This window comes from Hydrogenophaga sp. 5NK40-0174, from assembly GCF_040372165.1.
Taxonomy (GTDB): Bacteria; Pseudomonadota; Gammaproteobacteria; order Burkholderiales; family Burkholderiaceae_C; genus Hydrogenophaga.
In genome coordinates, this window is the sequence record NZ_BAABWG010000003.1 from 378,707 (window position 1) to 395,426 (window position 16,720).

Consider the following 16,720-nt stretch of genomic DNA (forward strand, 5'->3'; position numbering starts at 1 on the left):
CATATTGCCGCTGGAAAGTTCGTTATGAATGCACCCACCAAGGCTGACGTGCTCAGCACGCAGGAACTGCAGGCGCTGGACAGCGCGCACTATTTGCATCCGTTCACCGATCATGGTGATCTGGCGTCGCGGGGTGCGCGGGTGATCGTGAAGGCGGAAGGGGTCTATGTGTGGGACTCCGAAGGCCACAAGATTTTTGATGCCATGAGTGGCCTGTGGTGCGTGAACGCCGGGTATGGACGCAAGGAGCTGGCGGACGCGGCGTACGCGCAGATGATGAAGCTGCCCTTCTACAACAGCTTCTTCCAGACGACGAATGAGCCGGCGGTGCGCCTGGCGGCCAAGCTGGCGTCGCTGGCGCCAGAAGTGGGTGGGCGCAGCTTCAGGCACGTGTTCTTCTCCAGCAGCGGCAGCGAGAGCAACGACACCAACGTGCGCATGGTGCGCCGCTACTGGGATTTGTTGGGGCAGCCCGAGCGCAAGGTGATCATCAGCCGGCACAACGCGTATCACGGGTCCACCGTCGCAGGGGCATCCCTGGGGGGCATGAGTGGCATGCATGCGCAAGGCGATCTGCCGATTCCCGATATCGTGCACATCGAGCAGCCGCACTATCACGTCCATGCCGCTGCGGGCGAGAGTCCCGAGGACTTTGGCAAGCGGGCCGCACGCTGGCTGGAAGAGAAGATCCTGGCGGTCGGGCCCGAGCGCGTGGCTGCCTTCATCGGCGAGCCGGTGCAGGGCGCCGGCGGCGTGATCATTCCGCCAGCGAGCTACTGGCCCGAGATTCAGCGCATTGTCGACCAGTACGGCATTTTGCTGATTTCAGATGAAGTGATTTGCGCTTTTGGCCGGCTGGGGCACTGGTTTGCCTACGAAAAGTTCGGCATGCGCCCCGATCTGGTTACCTTTGCCAAGGCTGTCACCAGCGGCTATGTGCCGCTGGGTGGCGTGATGGTAGGTGATCGTGTGGCACAGGTCCTGATCGACAAGGGCGGCGAGTTCAACCATGGATACACCTACAGTGGGCACCCGGTGGCCTGTGCCGTCGCGCTGGCGAATCTGGAGCTGATGGAGCAGGAAGGCATGGTCGAACGGGTTCGGACCGAGCTCGGCCCTGTCCTGGAAGAGAAGTTCGAGGACCTGCAGCACCACCCGCTGGTCGGGGTGGCCGAGACTTGCGGACTGGTGGCCGGGCTGACCCTGGTCAAGCGCAAGCAGGGGTTGGTACCGTTTGACGAGGCGGACGGGGCTGGCATGATCTGTCGCAAGCACTGTTTTGACAACGGACTGATCATGAGGGCCGTGGGTGACCGGATGATCATTGCCCCGCCCCTGTGCATGAGTCTGGCCCAGGTGGACGAACTTGTGGCGCTGATCCGTCACTGTCTGGACGCTACTTTGACCGAATTGCGGGACAAAGGCCTGCTGGCATGAATAGAATGCCGGGGTATGAGCATTGCCCCAGTTCGGGGCATGGGTCTGGTCTGTCTTTTGCTTTGATCAGGGTGGGGTTGGCGACGGAGATGTCTGCCCTGCTGGTTTTTCTTTCATCTCACTGTTTGGAGAGTTCCTCATCATGAAGAAACAAGTTCTGGCGTTGGCCGTTGCCGCCATGCTGCTCGCCGCCTGCGGCAAGAAGGAAGAACCGGCTCCGGAAGCCGCTGCACCGGCCACCACGGCCGCCGCACCTGCAGCCGAAGCCGCTGCACCTGCCGTTCCTGAGCTCGACGACGAGAAGGTCCTGAACATCTACAACTGGCCGGACTACATCCCCGAAGGCATGGTGGCCGCGTTTGAAGAAGAGACGGGCATCAAGGTCAACTACGACACGTTCGAGACCAACGAAGCCCTGCACGCCAAGCTGGTGGCCGGTGGTACTGGCTACGACATCGTGGTGCCTGGCTCGACCTTTGCCAAGCCACAGATCGAAGGCGGCCTGCTCCAGCCCATGGACAAGGCCAGCATTCCCAATCTGGCCAACCTGGACGCCGGGGTCATGAAGACCCTGACCAAGGCCGATCCGGACAATGCACACTTGGTGCCATGGGCCTGGGGCTTCACCACCGTGGGCATCAACCGCACCAAGGTCGAGAAGGCCCTGGATGGCATGGCCATGCCTGAAAACGCCTGGGATCTGGTCTTCAAGCCGGAGTACACCAGCAAGCTCAAGTCATGCGGCATTGCTTACCTGGATGCACCGACCGAGATCATTCCGGTGGCATTGCACTACCTGGGCAAGGACGCCTATTCCAATGAAGCGGCGGACTACAAGGCTGCGGCCGAGATGCTGGCCAAGGTGCGCCCTGACATCCGCATCTTCAGCGCCACCATGATTGACGACATTGCCAGCGGCAAGGCCTGTGCAGTCATCGGCTGGTCTGGCGACATCAACCAGGCGGCGGCCCGCATGAAGGAAAACGGCGAGACCGACGTGGTCGAAGCCCTGCTGCCATCGACCGGTGCGCTGATCTTCTTTGACACCATGGCCATCACCAAGGATGCCAAGCACCCCAAGAACGCAGCAGCTTTCATCAACTTCTATCTGAAGCCAGAGAATGCAGCCGCCATGGCCAACGAGATGGGCTACCCCACCGGCAACACGGCAGCCATGGACAAGATCGATCCGGAAATTGCCAGCAACAAGACCATCTTTGTGGAGTCCTCCTACTTCGACAAGATGATTCCGCCAAGCAGCTGGACCAACGAAGCACGTGAAGCCATGGCCTCGGCCTACAACACGTTCAAGAAGGGCAGCTAATCAGCGGCTGGCCATGCCTGTGCGGCTGTCGATCCTGACGGGCCACAGGCACAGCAGGGCTGTTCGTACCGCCAGGCGCGTATGAACAGCCCTTTTTGTTGGGTGCGTGACTGTGCCCGGCACTGAGTGAGTGAGCGAGGAACCCCGATGTCAGCCCCAACCTGCAACACCACCTACGAAGCGGACTATCTGGTCACGGACAAACTGGTCAAGCGTTTTGACGATGCTCTGGCTGTGGACGAGGTGTCCCTGTCGATTGGCAAGGGAGAGATCTTTGCCCTGCTGGGCAGTTCAGGCTGCGGCAAGTCGACGTTGCTGCGCATGCTGGCAGGCTTTGAAAAGCCCACATCCGGCAAGATTCTTCTCGGTGGGCAGGATGTGGCAAGCATGCCGCCGCACGAGCGGCCAGTGAACATGATGTTCCAGTCCTATGCCTTGTTCCCCCACCTGAACATCTGGGAGAACGTGGCTTTCGGCCTCAAGCGTGAAGGCCTTCCCAAAGAGGAGGTGACGCGCAGGGTGGAAGAGATGCTGGCCATGGTGCAGCTGACGCCTTATGCCAAACGCAAGCCACACCAGCTCTCGGGCGGACAGCAACAACGGGTGGCCCTGGCCCGTAGCCTGGCCAAGAAGCCAAAGCTGCTATTGCTCGACGAACCGCTGGGGGCGCTGGACAAGAAGCTGCGTGAGCAGACCCAGTTCGAGCTGGTCAACATCATCGAGAAAGTCGGCGTGACCTGCGTGATGGTCACGCACGACCAGGAAGAGGCCATGGCCATGGCCAACCGCATTGCCATCATGAGCAAAGGCCGTGTGCTGCAAGTGGGCACACCGGAAGAGGTTTACGAGCACCCGGCCAACCGCTTTGTGGCGGACTTCATTGGCAACGTGAACCTGTTCGAGGGAAAGCTCAGTGTCGACGAAGTGGACCGAAGCGGTGCGACCACCACCATCGGCGACATCCATATCGGTCACGGTGTCAGCGGTGCGCTGAACATGCCGGTGGCTGTGGCGGTGCGGCCAGAGAAGATCGAGATCAGCAAGGAGCCGCCTGCCGGTGTGGGCGAGAACCTGTTCACCGGCGTGGTCAAGGAAATCGCCTATTTTGGCTCGTACAACACCTACATCGTGCAAACGCCGGATGGCTCCAGGGTGAAGATCACACAGGCCAATGCGACGCGGCACCAGGCCACCGGAATCACCTGGGACGACATGGTGTATTTCTGGTGGGATGACGTGGCCGCGGCGGTGTTGAGGGATTGATGATGACAGGCTCCCCCCGCGCCGCCTTTGGCACCACGATGCGAGTGGCCCGGCAAAGCCGGTTCCACCGGAGCATGGGCTTTGTGTCTTGTCGGGCCAGTCTGGTTTTTTAAGGAGTAGACCGTGTCTTCTTCGTCTTCTTCCTCTGTGGTGACCTCGCCTTCCTCTTCTGGCTGGCCTGTGCCGGGCAAGCGATTTGTCATTGGCGTGCCCTTTGTCTGGCTGCTGGTGTTCTTCCTGCTGCCGTTCCTGATTCTGGTGTACATCAGTTTCGTGGACATGGGCAATGACATCCACCCGTTCAAGCCCTTGTGGGACCCTGAGACGGGCGTCCTGCACCTCAAGTATGAGAACTACTGGAGCATCTTCCGCAACGGTTTGGGCGGTGGGTTGTTCGAGACGCTGTACATTGAAGCCTACGTGCGCTCGATCTGGTATGCGCTGTGCACGGCAGTGATATGTCTGGTGCTGGGCTATCCCTTTGCCTACTTCCTGGCACGCTCTCCCGCTTCCGTGAGGCCTGCGCTGCTGATGATGGTGATGCTCCCGTTCTGGACTTCGTTTCTGCTTCGTGTGTACGCCTGGAAGGGCATTCTGGCCGACTATGGTGTGATCAATCGTTTGCTGATGGCCGCCGGCATCATCGATGAACCCATCCTGATGCTCTACACCACCACCTCCATGCTGGTGGGCATGACCTACGTGTATCTGCCGTTCATGGTGCTGCCGCTGTACGCCAACCTGGTGAAGATGGATTTCCGGCTGCTCGAGGCCGCGGCCGATCTGGGCACCTCGCCGTTCAAGGCCTTCTGGCTGATCACGGTGCCCCTGTCCAAGGCGGGCATCATCGCCGGCTTCATGCTGGTGTTCATTCCCTGTGTGGGCGAGTTCGTGATTCCTTCACTGCTGGGCGGCCCGGAGAACCTGATGATCGGCCGCGTGGTGTGGGACGAAATGTTCGCCAGCAACAACTGGCCGCGTGCGACGGCATTGGCGGTGGTGATGATCGGCCTGATCGTGGTGCCACTGGCCATTTATTACCGGTATTCGGGAGAAGAAAAGTGAGGCCCCCCTGCGCCGCTTTGCGGCTTCCCCCCGGAGGGGGGACGAACCCTTGGACCGGCGAAGCCGGATCTTCGGGTTCCTGGGGGTTTGGGAGGCGTTTGCGCGGGTGCGGGCGTGCTTCCTCATGGCGCCTTCGGGTCACGCCGGGGGGACGAACCCTTGGACCGGCGGAGCCGGATCTTCGGGTTCCTGGGAGTTGGGGTGTTGGCGCGCCAAGATCCATGCTTTCCGCATGGTCTCCTTGGTTTGGGCCGGTCACGGTCATCGTGTCTGCGGGTGAAAGGGGTTTGAGATGAAGGCTTTTGTCGAGAAGCACTTTGGCAAGCTGTGGCTGGGGGCGGTGTTCCTGTTCCTCTACCTTCCGCTGGGCTACATGATCCTGTTCAGTTTCAACAGCACGCGGCAGGACGCCCGGTTCACGGGTTTTTCCTGGCGCTGGTACGAGGCGCTCACGCGCGACAGCCGCATCGTCGATGGCTTCTGGCTGTCGGTGAAGATCGCGGCCACCAGTGGCTTGCTCTCTGCGGTGCTCGGCACATTTGCCGCATTTGTGCTGGTGCGATACCGGCGCTTTCTCGGCCGCACCATTTTTTCGGGCATGGTCAATGCGCCACTGGTGATGCCGGAGGTGATCATCGGACTGTCGCTGTTGCTGCTGATGGTCGGCATTCAGCGCCTGGTGGGCTGGCCCGAGCGGGGCATGTTCACCATCGTGCTCGGCCACACCTTGCTGGGCATGGCCTACGCCATGGTGGTGGTGCAAAGCCGGCTGATGGAGATGGATCGCAGCATTGAGGAGGCCGCCATGGATCTGGGTGCCCGTCCACACCAGGTGTTCTTTCTGGTGACCTTGCCCAACATCTTTCAGGCCTTGCTGGCGGCGTTTCTGCTGGCCTTTACCTTGTCGTTCGATGATGTGGTGATTGCAGAGTTTCTGTCGGGGCCTGGTGTGAACACGCTGCCCCAGGTGGTGTTCGGCTATGCGCGGCGCGGTATCAATCCCACCATCTTCGCTGCCGCGTCCCTGCTGATCGTGACGGTCACCCTGGTCATCGTCGGCTACAGTATTTGGGTGGCTCGGGCCACGCGCAAACGCGAGCGCGAAATGGCCGCGGCGGCGCGGGCCGAGCAGGTGGCTTTGTCGAGCTGACGACGTGTGTTTCGACTCGTGTGCGGATCGTTGGATAATGTCTGCTCCGGCCTTGGCCTCCTGCCTGCTCTCATGCTTGTCCTGATCCGCTTCAACGCCTGCCCGTGACACGTCGAATCCGCCTTCTGATGATCTTGCTGGCCACCGCCGCCCTGGCTGGGTGTGCGGGCAAGAACTTCGTGCGGGCTGGCAGTGAGGACCTGCGACTCGGGCGTTCGACCTATTCGGAGGTGTTGGCGCTCATGGGCGAGCCGCAGCGCAGCGGGCAGGTCATCAAGAATGCCAAGCCTTTGCGCAGCATCGTCTATGTGTACGCCGCATCCGGCGGCGAGCCATACGAGGACGGCGTGATCCCGGCGCGGGCCCAGACGTTCTGGTTCCACCGCGATGTGTTGGTCGGTCAGGAGTTCATTTCGTCCTTCAAGGCGGATGCCACTTACTTCAACCTGGAGAAGGTCGGTGAAGTGGTGCAGGGCCAGTCCACCCGCTCGGATGTGGTGGCGCGGTTTGGCCAGCCGACAGGGCGCTTTGTGGCGCCAGTGGTCGAAGACGGCCATGGAACGGCTTTTGGCTATCGCTATCAGACCACCCGCGGGGGGGTGTTCAGCGGCGTGTTCAACAGTTTCCGGTTTCACAACCGCTCCGTGGTCTTTCGGTTCAACCGCGATGGCGTGGTGGACCTGATCGATCTCGAAACGTCTGCCAGCGACTGAGCAGTCCCTCGCATGCGCATATCTGCGCAGCCCAATGCACCCGTTTGCATAAGCTGTCCCATGGGCGTCCCCTTGTTACACAGCACTGCTGTTTTCGTCGTAGCATGGCGTCCAGTTTCCATCTGATCGACGGAGTAAATTCAGCATGAGTTCCAGCACTTCTTCACCAGGCTTTGATGGCCGCGCGTTCATTGGCGGCGAGCGCGTCGGCGCCAAGAGTGGCAAGACCTTTGATTGTGTTTCGCCAGTCGATGGCAGCGTACTGACACAGGTTGCCCAGTGCGAGGCGGCAGATGTTGACGCAGCGGTTGCTGCAGCCCGGGTCGCGTTCGAAGACCGCCGCTGGGCCGGCAAATCGCCTGCGCAGCGCAAGAAGGTGATGCACAAGTTCGCCGATCTGCTGCTGTCCAAGGCCGATGAGCTGGCGCTGACCGAGACCATGGACATGGGCAAGCCGGTGCAGTATGCGAAGGTGGTCGACGTCAATGCCACTGCCAACTGCATTCGCTGGTACGGTGAAGCGGTTGACAAGATTTACGACGAGATCGCACCGACGCCCGATACCGCGCTGGCCCTGATCACCCGTGAGCCAGTGGGCGTGGTGGGCGTGATCGTGCCCTGGAACTACCCCATGATCATGGCGGCGTGGAAGATCGCGCCTGCTCTGGCGGCTGGCAATTCGGTGGTGCTCAAGCCCAGCGAGAAGTCGCCACTGTCGGCTCTTCGCCTGGCCGACATTGCCATGGAGGCCGGGATTCCTGCGGGTGTGTTCAACGTGGTCACCGGTACCGGTCCTGAGGCGGGCAGTCCGCTGGCACTGCACATGGATGTTGACGCCATCGGTTTCACAGGCAGTACCCGCGTTGGCAAGCAGATCCATGTGATGGCTGGCCAGAGCAACCTCAAACGCGCCTGGACCGAGCTGGGCGGCAAGTCGCCCAATATCGTGTTTGCCGATTGTCCTGATCTGGATGTGGCGGTTCAGAAGTCGGTGGGCAGCATTTTCTTCAACCAGGGAGAGAGCTGCAACGCGCCCTCGCGCCTGTTTGTGGAGAAGTCGATCAAGGAGGCGTTCATCGAGAAGGCCCTGGCCCTGGTGCCGAATTTCCAGCCCGCCGACCCGCGCCAGAAGGGGACCGTGATGGGTGCCATCGTCGACAACATCCAGATGTCGTCCGTGATGCGCTACATCGAGTCCGGCAAGAGCGAAGGCGCCAAACTGGTGGCCGGGGGTGAAGCGGTTCAGCCGGTGGCTGGTGGCTACTATGTGCAGCCCACCATCTTTGACGGTGTGAAGAACAACATGACGATTGCGCGGGAAGAGATCTTCGGACCAGTGCTGTCTGTCCTGAGCTTTGAAGACGCGGCTGATGCGGTGCGCCAGGCCAATGACAACGACTACGGCCTGCAGGCCGCGGTCTGGACGCGTGACATCAACAAGGCTCATGGCGTGGCACGCGCGTTGCGCGCAGGCACGGTGCACGTGAACCAGTATGACGAAGATGACATCACGGTGCCGTTTGGTGGCTTCAAGCAAAGCGGTGTCGGGCGCGACAAATCCCTGCACGCCTTCGACAAGTACACCGAGACCAAGACGACCTGGATTCGCATCGACAGTCCAATCTGATCCGGCCGGTTCCGATGGGTGCTTCTTCAGCGCCAACGAAAAAGGGTGACCGGCAGTCACCCTTTTTTCATGTGTGGCCTGTGCTTCAGCTGCAGTAACTCGGGTCCATCCGGTCGAGTTTGCGCAGCAGGGCGGGCCAGGCGATGTTCGCACCCTGACCAGCGGTGGCCACCCGCATGACCTCGCCCATGTTCGCCAAAATGGAAGGGTTCACCTGGGTGAGCTCGCTGCCACCGGCCATCGCGTCGATCTGGATCTTGCAGGTGCTTTCGAAGGTATACATCGAGAGGAAGGCGTCGGCGATGGTTTTGCCCACAGTCAGCAGACCGTGATTGCGCAGCATGAGAAAGTTGGCATTGCCCAGGTCGGCCTGCAGGCGTGGTTTCTCGTCTGGCCTGAACGCCACACCTTCGTAGTCGTGGTAGGCCAGCGATGCCAGCACAAAAGTGCTTTGCTGGCTGATGGGCAGAATGCCAGCCTTCTGAGCACTCACGGCCACACCCGCACGGGTATGGGTGTGCAGCACGCAGCCGACATCCGGACGGGCTTCATGCACGGCGCTGTGGATGACGAAGCCAGCCGGGTTCACCGGGAACTCCGTCTCCTGCAGCTTGTTGCACTGCATGTCGACTTTGACCAGGCTGGAGGCCGTGATCTCGTCGAACATCAGCCCATAGGGGTTGATCAGGAAATGCTCTTCACCACCGGTGATGCTGGCGGGCAGCTTGGCACTGATGTGTGTGAAGACCAGATCGCTCCAGCCGTAAGCGGCCACGAGCCGATAGCAAGCAGCGAGGTCACAGCGCAACTGCCACTCTTCGGCGCTGACGACTTCTTTGAGGGAAGGGATGTGCATGGCGGTCTGTCTCCTGTCGGCCTCTTGTGAAATGAATGGAGTGAGGCGCGTCACCCACTGTAGACGTGGGAGCACAAGACAGACAAGCCCAGACAAGACCAAACCTGTCGCCACGCGGACAGGTGGAGTGGAAGTGCAGATCTCCTCTCTGGTCGCCTGCTCGCGTCGCACTGCGTGCGAATGGTCCTGAGTCTTTTGCCGGCGATTTGTGCACCCGCAGTCAACCCCCGAGCGCGAACTGCGCTTTGGCTTGGGCGCCAAGAAGTTCGTAGCGGCTTTGGAGCACTTGCTGGTCAGCCTCCAGCAGCGCCAGTTGCGCTTGTAGCAGTTCGGCACGGCCAAGCAGGCCCGCTACCAGTTGGGCACGCGCGCTCTCTTGTTCAGCTATGCAGCGCCGCTGCTCGGCCTCGGCCGATGCCACTCGCTCGCGCTGGGCTTGTGTTGTGCTCAGCGCTATCTCGACCTCTGCCAGTGCCGACACCACGGTCTTTCTATACATGGCGTGCCGCTCGTCCATTTCGGCAACTGCATGGTGGGTCCGGGCTTCGTGCATCCCGCCGTCGAACACTGACCCGTGCACCGCTGCCTGAAACAACCAGTCGAGCGCTGTCGTCGTGAGCCATCGCGCCAGTGATTCACTGACGAGGCCGCTTCTGCCCGTCAGTGTCAACGAGGGAAATCGCTCCAACCGAGTGGCCCTGGCCTCCAGATAGGCGGACTGAACTCGCTGCCAGGCTGCGGCCACGTCAGCTCGGCGCCCTATGACCTCGGCAGGCAATCTGGGGGGTAGCACACCTGTCATGTCGAGCTGTTCAAAGTACCGTGCATGGGTGGTCAGTTCCGTGGCGTCGGGTGCCTGATCCAACAAAACGGCCAGCCGGACCTGCGTGTTCTGCCGTTGCGATTGCACGTCGCGCAAATGATCGCGGGAGTGCGCGAGCTGGCGTTCAGCTTCCAGCCATTCGTGTTGCGCTATCAGGCCGGCGCTTAGCTTCTCACCTTGCATTCTCAGCGCCTGGGTCAGCAGCGCTTCGCTGCGGCGAGCCAGTGTCGCCCTTTGTTGATGCAGCCGGTACTCTGCATAAGCTTGCAAGGTTTCGTGCACCAGCCATTGCCGCAGCCCTTGCTTATCGGCCGCGCTTGCTTGCTGCTCGGCCTGCGCGGCCCGAGCTTCCAGGCCAAGCCGGCCCAGCCAGTCGAATTCATAGCGCGCTTCTAGCGTCAGGCCGTAGCGGCTGTTCCGGTCGGGCGGCAGTGTCACGGGCCTCCCGTTGGCGTCTTCGACAGTCGAGCCGGGCACTCGTTCGTGTGCTGCGCTCACGCTTGCATCCAGCTGCCACTTGCGGTCAGCTTGCGTGGTCCTCACCATGGCCCGCGCCTGGCGAAGGCGGGCTTCGGCTGCATGCAAATCGGCATTGCGCGTGAGCACAGCTTCAATGATGCGGTTGAGGTCCTCATCGTTCAGCGCGCGCCACCATCGCTCATCCGGTGGTTGGTGGGAGGGGTTGGTTGGCTGCTGGGTGGTATTGGGCGCGAACGACCAGGCCTCGGGTGGCTCGGTCGGTTCAGGTGGAGGCACCGGTGGTGCTGCACAGCCCACGACAAGCGCCGGTAGAGCCAGGGACATCAACCATGCTCGCATGCTCATGCCATTGTTCCTTTTTTGAGTGAGTGGTTGGAAGTCGGCGCTTGAACCGACACTCACGCGCCGGCGAAACGGACGATGACGCGCTGTCCGATCAGCAGCGCGTCCGCACGTTCCAGCGTGAGCACGACTTCCAGTACCCGGTTGTCCTGCCGTTCTGTTGGGTCATCGCTTGGGGTTCGCTCCCCCACGACGTGGCCGATGCGGGTGACTTTTCCGTGCCAGGTTTTTTCGGGCTTGGCTTCCAGGGTGATGTGAGCGTCCTGCCCCAGCGTCACTGCGTCTAGGTATTGCTCCTCAAGTTCCGCTCTGACGATTCTGGGCGCGTCGGGGACGAAGAGGAACAATGGAGTGACGTTCAAGGTGCTGACGCCATTACCGGGCCTGGCATTGCGCTGGATGATTCTGCCCGCCAAGGGAGCGACGATCTTGCGTTCTTCCATGGCTTGCTCGGCGAGGCTTTGTCTGGCACGCGCGGTTTGGATTGCCGCCTCCGCTGCTTGCCATGTGGCCTTGGCATGAGCATGTGTGTCGTGGGCTTGATCGAGTTCCTGCCGTGGCACCAGCAGTTTTGCGGCCAGAGGCTCCAGGCGGGAGACTTCCCGCGCTGCTGCTTGCAGAGACACTCGTGCCGCTTTGGCTTGCATTTCGATTTCCCGGGTCTCGTGGCTTGCCAGGGCCAGGCTGCGACGTGTCAGTTCGTCGTCGAGGGTGGCCAGCAGTTGCCGGGCCCGAACTCTTTCGCCTTCTTCGACCAGTACTTTTTCGATGATGCCGTCATGTCTCGCTGCCAATCGAATGACGCCGCCCTCTACGTCGACCCGGCCCTTTGCGCTGGCTGTGTATGTCGGGTGGGTTGGCGCTTCGGCCTTTGGCGATGGGGCCGGTTCGCGTTCGCTGCAGCCCTGAAGCGTGAAGGCAAGCGAGATCAGCCAAGCTGCAAAGAGAAGCTTGTTGGCGGGTGTCGAGTCCGGGTTATGAAGTGGCATGTGGATTGTCCTTGGATGGGTGGTTAGGGGCCGTTGTTGCGGTGTCCCGCACGACCTCGCCATCTTCGAGTTCGATGACGCGGTCGGCGTGGGATAGCAGGCGGGGGTCGTGTGTGACGCCCAGCACGGTAGCGCCGTGGTCGCGGGTGATGCGCTTGAGCAGCTCGATGACGATTTCGCCGTTCACCTTGTCCAGGGCGGATGTGGGCTCGTCGGCGAAGATCATTTCAGGGTTTTTAACCAATGCTCGTGCTATTGCGACACGCTGCTTTTCGCCGCCTGAAAGTTCGGCAGGGCGTAAGTGGCTTCGTGGTTCGAGACCCACTTCTTGCAGGGCTTTTTTTGCGCGCTGGTGGGCCTCTGTGCTACTCACGCCCAGGTATTGCAGGGGGAGGGCGACGTTTTCGTGGGCGGTGAGTGCGTTGAAGAGGTTGAAGCCCTGAAAGACGAATCCGCAATGTTCGAGCCGGAAGCGGTCGAGCGCGTTTTCGTTTTGCGCCCATAGATTGACGCCGAGGGCGCGTACCTCCCCTTGGTCAGGCCGAAGGAGTCCTGAGAGCATGGACAGCAGGGTGCTTTTGCCTGACCCTGATGGTCCGACGATCAGCGTCAGTTTTCCGGGCACAACCTCGATGGTGGTGTTCTTGATCACTTGCTGACATATTTTTCCGCTGACGAAGGCCTTGGAGATGCTGTTTGCAACCAGTGTGTGTGAGTGCATTCGGTGTGCCCTTTCAGCGCAACAGGGAAGCGGGCTGGGCGCGCAGCAACGGGCGCAGAGAGATCAGGCCCGAGATGGCTGAGATGAGGAGGAGCAGGATGGCTACGCTCACCAACATCCACCAAGGAAAGCTCATTGAGATTCGCCAGGTATGCCCGAGCCAAGCGGTCAGTCCGGTCAGGGCCGCTGTAATGGCCAGTCCCATGACGCCGACCCACAGTGCTTGTTCGATGACGATCGCCCGCAATGAGCGCAGCGGTACGCCCAGCGCCCGCATTGCTGCGTACTCCTTGATGGACGCCATGATGGCGCCTGACAAGGTTTGGCTGGTGATGACGATGCCTACGATCAGTGCTAGCAGTGAAGCGAAACCGGTGCCAATGCCGGAGCCGGACTCTAGCAACCAGTACGCCTGCGATTGCACTGAGAGCTCATCAGCCAGCCATACGCTGTATTGCGGGGTCTGGCGCTGGTCAGCGATGTCTCGGGCCACGGCAGCCGCATCGTATCCAGGCCGTACGCTGATCAGGTAGAACGTAACGTGGTTTCCCTCGGACGGTGATATCGAGCGTGCTGTGGCGAAAGAGGTGACAACGTTTGCTCCGCCGATGGCGCGCAGTCCTTCCACTATGCCTGCGATGCGCGCGCGTTTGCCGTTGATCTCCACCACTGTTCCGATGCTGGCGTCCAGTTTTCCAAGGTCGGCAGCGTCGATCAGCATGGCGTCCGGCTCGCGCAGCAGGCTGCGCTGTTCCGGGGTGAGCAGCTCGCTCAGCGCCAGGGATCGGTGGGATGTGTCGATTGCGTTGATCAAAACCGATACCGGGACGCCGTCGTCGCGACGGAGGTCGCCATAGGCATATAGATACGGCTCCACTCGGCTGACCCCCGGGTGCATCCAGGCGCGTGAAGCGCTGGCGGGGTTGACGGGGCGCCCGAGGTCGACGCTCTGTGTATTGCGAAAGCCCAACCATAGGTCTGCGGAAGACTGGTCGATGATCACCGAGACTGTGCCGAACATGCCGAGCAGCAGAGCCAGTTGAACTGTCAGAAGCAGACCCGCGAAAGTCACTGCCAATACCGCGGCCAAGTAGCGTCGCCATTCGTGAACCAGACTGGCACGTGCCACTGAAATCATGTGTCGTCTCCGGCGATGTGGCTTCTGCTGTTGGGATTTTGTTGAGAAAACGGAGTAGTTCGTCTAAGAAAAATAGAGTTGCGCGTCATGGTGTTTTTTTGCCGTCAAGCAAGAATGAAGGTTTTGAAGAGATCGGCGATGGCGCGTGCCGTGCGGTTGGGGCGGCTCAGCGCGCCCAACTCGCTGTCGAAGCTTAGGCCTGAGAAGATGGCAAGCACGATATCTGCTGTGCCGGCGGTGTCCAGGTCCTTTCGCACCCATCCTTCCTCTTGTCCGCGTGTGAGTTCGCAGGTCAAAGTGGCTCGCAGTTCAGCGTCGAAAGCTAGCAGCCTTTCCTTTCCGTGTGGGTCTCGAGCGAGTTCCAGCCAGCTGTCCGTTCCGAGCCCGAAGGTGCTGACCTGAAGCATGCTGGTCAGCTCGCCTGGCTTGACGCGCGCCATCCATTTCAGGCCCTCTTTCGTTGCCAGGGATCGCACCTGCTCTCTGTGATTGGCGAATTCGATCTCAGCAATAGCGTCTATCATGGCGCGCTTGTCGGGGAAGTACCGGAACACCGTGCCAGCGCTCAGCGACGCCTCGGCACAAATGTCTTCGGTGCGCGCCAAGTGGAACCCCTTGAGTCGAAACACGCGCGCGGCGGCAACCAGGATTTCTTCCTTGCGCCTCTCATGCAAGCCTTCGTCTTTTTTCCGCATGTCGTTGGTATTTATAAACGGAGTATTCAGTCTAATATATTTGATGTTCGGGCGTTGTGCAAGCTCCCAGCGTGACAAGGTGGTCGCAACGGCCAGGGCGCTGGAGCGAGGACCACGAGATAGCCAGTGCGCGCGGGAGAGGTTTTACATGATCTCTCATGCGCCGAGCGTGACGCGTGCGGTAGTCGCTCGATGAGGCCCAAGTCAGGGACTCGCCCTGGCCATCGCGCCATGTGCCCCACGCGGCAAGGTCCCCGGCGTGGGCGTGCAGAGCTTCCCCAAGAGCTGGCGCCGGAGGCGCCGCGGGGGGGTCTTATTTCACTCTTGTTTCATCGGGCAGGTGTTGAAGCCCAGCAATGCGTAGGGAGGGCACCAGCCCATCAGGCCGGTGGCCAGAGGCACCACGCCGATGTAGCCCCACATGCCGATGGTCTCGGTGGCTGCGGCCACCATGAGGCCGGCGCCCACAGCGATGCGCAGGATGCGGTCAATGCCGCCAACGTTCTGTTTCATGATCAAGACTCCTTCAGAAGGTGTGCGCCAGCAGTGGTGCACCAGATTGATTCGACGTCCAAAGGTTGGTCATTTCCCCTTGGCTGTGTTTCATTGGACACCTGGGGCTCTGACAAGTATGTGACCTGAGTCACATAGTGTTCACTTCGCCCTGTCGGGTACTGGCGACCTGGCGCAAGGCGGCGCTGTTCTTGATGTCGATGCATTCGCGAGAGAGCTCCACCAGCCCGTCGCGTTCAAAGCGCCGCAACAGGCGGGTGACCATTTCGCGCACGGTGCCCAGTTCGTCTGCCAGGGCCTGGTGGGTGATGCGCACTTGCTGTCCGTGACCGAGCAAGGTGTTGGCCAGTCGCGCATCGAGCTTCTGGAATGCGATGGCTTCGATCAGACCTGTCAGATCGGCCATGCGCGCGGCGTACAGGCCCAGCACGAAGTCCCGAAAACGCTGGTTGCTCAAAGCGTCCTGAAAGGGTGCAGGTGAGAGCAAGGTCAAACGCGTGGCGCGGGTGGCCACACCATGGGCACTCAAGGGTTGATGGGCGAACAGGCCAGCGGACGAAACCAGGCACATTTCGCCCGGTTGAACACGGTAGAGCTCCAGTTCGCGACCGTTGGGAGATGATCGCGAAACGCGAACTTCTCCCTCGAGCACCATCGGAAAGCCCTGGCAGGTCTCATGTTCCCGAAACAGAACGGTTCCTGCCGGCACCTCCATGACGGCCAGCGAGTCCACCAGTTCGGGCAGCTCGGACATGGCGGGGTACAGGTCAATCAGTTCCTGGGCGGTAGGGCTTGGCATGGGCGCATTGTAGGCGGCTGGTTCACGCCTGCGCCCGGGGTTTCCCTGACACCCTGGGGCGCGTTCATGCCGCTGAATGTGAGAATCGCTCTCAAGGTGATTCGAACGGTTGGAATTTGTTCCTTCAAAATTTTTGAACAAAAGCTTCAAGCCCGTGCATCCAGCGAACGGTTGGGGCTCCCTACACTTTCGACTTATGAATACCGCATCCGCCCCTGTCAACAGCGCTTCGGCGCGCTACCACCCCGTCTCGGTGCTGTTGCATTGGGTGCTGGGTCTGGCCCTGATCGCGATCTTTGCATTGGGCATCTACATGCATGAGCTGCCGTTCTCGCCGCAGCGACTGAAACTCTACAACTGGCACAAATGGGCAGGCATCACGGTGCTGACGCTCTCCTTTGTTCGCCTGTTCTGGCGTCTGCTTGTGCCGCCGCCTGCCTTGCCGCAAAGCATGGTCGATGCCATGCCTGCCTGGCAGCACATGGCGCACAAGCTGACGCATGTCGGCCTGTATCTGCTGTTCTTTGCGGTGCCGCTGGTGGGCTGGGCGTACAGCTCTGCTGCCGGTTTCCAGGTCGTGTTGTTTGGCGTGCTGCCGCTGCCGGATTTTGTCCCGACCAGCGAGGGCCTGGCCGACGTACTCAAGGAAGCCCATGAAGTCCTGGCCTTTGCCATGGCGGCGCTGGTGCTCTTGCATGTGGCCGGTGCCGTCAAACACCAGGTGATCGATCGTGACGGCCTGATGAGCCGAATGGGTTTTGGCCGCTCCTGAGGCGTTCGCCAAG

16 protein-coding genes are annotated in these 16,720 nt (G+C 60.9%); 8 read left to right on the forward strand and 8 right to left on the reverse strand.

Annotated features, from left to right (window positions below):
• The first annotated feature begins 24 nt into the window (after positions 1–24).
• The 7 genes from ABWV89_RS11275 to ABWV89_RS11305 all read left to right on the forward strand — a co-directional run bounded on the left by ABWV89_RS11275 (position 25) and on the right by ABWV89_RS11305 (position 8,579).
• Positions 25–1,437, forward strand: coding sequence for an aspartate aminotransferase family protein (locus ABWV89_RS11275; protein WP_353396682.1), 1,413 nt, complete (start codon positions 25–27; stop codon positions 1,435–1,437).
• 142 nt (positions 1,438–1,579) lie between these two features.
• Positions 1,580–2,761: an extracellular solute-binding protein gene (locus ABWV89_RS11280; RefSeq protein WP_353396684.1), complete on the forward strand. Its 1,182-nt coding sequence runs from the start codon at positions 1,580–1,582 to the stop codon at positions 2,759–2,761.
• Between the two features lie 147 nt (positions 2,762–2,908).
• Entirely contained in the window at positions 2,909–4,024 is a 1,116-nt protein-coding gene (locus ABWV89_RS11285) for an ABC transporter ATP-binding protein (protein WP_353396686.1), read from the forward strand.
• A 150-nt stretch (positions 4,025–4,174) separates the two neighbouring features.
• The gene (locus tag ABWV89_RS11290; protein ID WP_353397514.1) at positions 4,175–5,089 is read left to right on the forward strand and encodes an ABC transporter permease; all 915 of its coding nucleotides are present in this window, start codon (positions 4,175–4,177) and stop codon (positions 5,087–5,089) included.
• A 292-nt stretch (positions 5,090–5,381) separates the two neighbouring features.
• A complete protein-coding gene (locus tag ABWV89_RS11295) occupies positions 5,382–6,239 on the forward strand; it encodes an ABC transporter permease (protein WP_353396688.1) in 858 nt (285 codons plus the stop codon).
• A 104-nt stretch (positions 6,240–6,343) separates the two neighbouring features.
• Positions 6,344–6,952, forward strand: a complete 609-nt coding sequence (locus ABWV89_RS11300; protein WP_353396690.1) for a hypothetical protein — start codon at positions 6,344–6,346, stop codon at positions 6,950–6,952.
• A gap of 145 nt (positions 6,953–7,097) precedes the next feature.
• Positions 7,098–8,579, forward strand: coding sequence for an aldehyde dehydrogenase (locus ABWV89_RS11305; protein ID WP_353396692.1), 1,482 nt, complete (start codon positions 7,098–7,100; stop codon positions 8,577–8,579).
• An 85-nt stretch (positions 8,580–8,664) separates the two neighbouring features.
• Here ABWV89_RS11305 and ABWV89_RS11310 read toward each other — a convergent pair whose 3' ends face one another.
• The 8 genes from ABWV89_RS11310 to ABWV89_RS11345 form a co-directional block, all read right to left on the reverse strand.
• A complete protein-coding gene (locus ABWV89_RS11310; protein WP_353396694.1) occupies positions 8,665–9,435 on the reverse strand; it encodes a class II aldolase/adducin family protein in 771 nt (256 codons plus the stop codon).
• Between the two features lie 220 nt (positions 9,436–9,655).
• Complete coding sequence (locus tag ABWV89_RS11315) at positions 9,656–11,083, reverse strand: efflux transporter outer membrane subunit (RefSeq protein WP_353396696.1); 1,428 nt, start codon at positions 11,081–11,083, stop codon at positions 9,656–9,658.
• Between the two features lie 53 nt (positions 11,084–11,136).
• Entirely contained in the window at positions 11,137–12,069 is a 933-nt protein-coding gene (locus tag ABWV89_RS11320) for an HlyD family secretion protein (RefSeq protein ID WP_353396698.1), read from the reverse strand.
• The gene (locus tag ABWV89_RS11325; protein ID WP_353396700.1) at positions 12,056–12,721 is read right to left on the reverse strand and encodes an ABC transporter ATP-binding protein; all 666 of its coding nucleotides are present in this window, start codon (positions 12,719–12,721) and stop codon (positions 12,056–12,058) included. The genes ABWV89_RS11320 and ABWV89_RS11325 overlap by 14 nt, the downstream gene beginning before the upstream one ends.
• Positions 12,722–12,803: 82 nt before the next feature.
• On the reverse strand, positions 12,804–13,928 hold the full coding sequence (locus ABWV89_RS11330) for an ABC transporter permease (RefSeq protein ID WP_353396702.1): 1,125 nt from the start codon (positions 13,926–13,928) through the stop codon (positions 12,804–12,806).
• A gap of 104 nt (positions 13,929–14,032) precedes the next feature.
• Positions 14,033–14,701, reverse strand: coding sequence for a TetR/AcrR family transcriptional regulator (locus ABWV89_RS11335; RefSeq protein WP_353396703.1), 669 nt, complete (start codon positions 14,699–14,701; stop codon positions 14,033–14,035).
• 240 nt (positions 14,702–14,941) lie between these two features.
• Entirely contained in the window at positions 14,942–15,136 is a 195-nt protein-coding gene (locus ABWV89_RS11340; RefSeq protein WP_353396705.1) for a YgaP family membrane protein, read from the reverse strand.
• A gap of 130 nt (positions 15,137–15,266) precedes the next feature.
• Positions 15,267–15,935 (reverse strand): Crp/Fnr family transcriptional regulator, encoded by a 669-nt coding sequence (locus ABWV89_RS11345; protein WP_353396706.1) that lies wholly within the window; start codon positions 15,933–15,935, stop codon positions 15,267–15,269.
• 196 nt (positions 15,936–16,131) lie between these two features.
• Between ABWV89_RS11345 and ABWV89_RS11350 the strand changes: the two genes are divergently transcribed.
• Positions 16,132–16,707: a cytochrome b gene (locus ABWV89_RS11350; protein WP_353396708.1), complete on the forward strand. Its 576-nt coding sequence runs from the start codon at positions 16,132–16,134 to the stop codon at positions 16,705–16,707.
• The last annotated feature ends 13 nt before the right edge of the window (positions 16,708–16,720 follow it).

What these genes read in the sequence shown, in the direction of transcription:
- ABWV89_RS11285 (WP_353396686.1), top strand. Translation starts at nt 2,909, where the DNA reads ATGTCAGCCCCAACCTGCAACACCACCTACGAAGCGGACTATCTGGTC.
- ABWV89_RS11345 (WP_353396706.1), bottom strand. Translation starts at nt 15,935, where the DNA reads ATGCCAAGCCCTACCGCCCAGGAACTGATTGACCTGTACCCCGCCATG.
- ABWV89_RS11320 (WP_353396698.1), bottom strand. Translation starts at nt 12,069, where the DNA reads ATGCCACTTCATAACCCGGACTCGACACCCGCCAACAAGCTTCTCTTT.
- ABWV89_RS11315 (WP_353396696.1), bottom strand. Translation starts at nt 11,083, where the DNA reads ATGAGCATGCGAGCATGGTTGATGTCCCTGGCTCTACCGGCGCTTGTC.
- ABWV89_RS11340 (WP_353396705.1), bottom strand. Translation starts at nt 15,136, where the DNA reads ATGAAACAGAACGTTGGCGGCATTGACCGCATCCTGCGCATCGCTGTG.
- ABWV89_RS11350 (WP_353396708.1), top strand. Translation starts at nt 16,132, where the DNA reads ATGAATACCGCATCCGCCCCTGTCAACAGCGCTTCGGCGCGCTACCAC.
- ABWV89_RS11330 (WP_353396702.1), bottom strand. Translation starts at nt 13,928, where the DNA reads ATGATTTCAGTGGCACGTGCCAGTCTGGTTCACGAATGGCGACGCTAC.
- ABWV89_RS11295 (WP_353396688.1), top strand. Translation starts at nt 5,382, where the DNA reads ATGAAGGCTTTTGTCGAGAAGCACTTTGGCAAGCTGTGGCTGGGGGCG.
- ABWV89_RS11310 (WP_353396694.1), bottom strand. Translation starts at nt 9,435, where the DNA reads ATGCACATCCCTTCCCTCAAAGAAGTCGTCAGCGCCGAAGAGTGGCAG.
- ABWV89_RS11280 (WP_353396684.1), top strand. Translation starts at nt 1,580, where the DNA reads ATGAAGAAACAAGTTCTGGCGTTGGCCGTTGCCGCCATGCTGCTCGCC.
- ABWV89_RS11275 (WP_353396682.1), top strand. Translation starts at nt 25, where the DNA reads ATGAATGCACCCACCAAGGCTGACGTGCTCAGCACGCAGGAACTGCAG.
- ABWV89_RS11305 (WP_353396692.1), top strand. Translation starts at nt 7,098, where the DNA reads ATGAGTTCCAGCACTTCTTCACCAGGCTTTGATGGCCGCGCGTTCATT.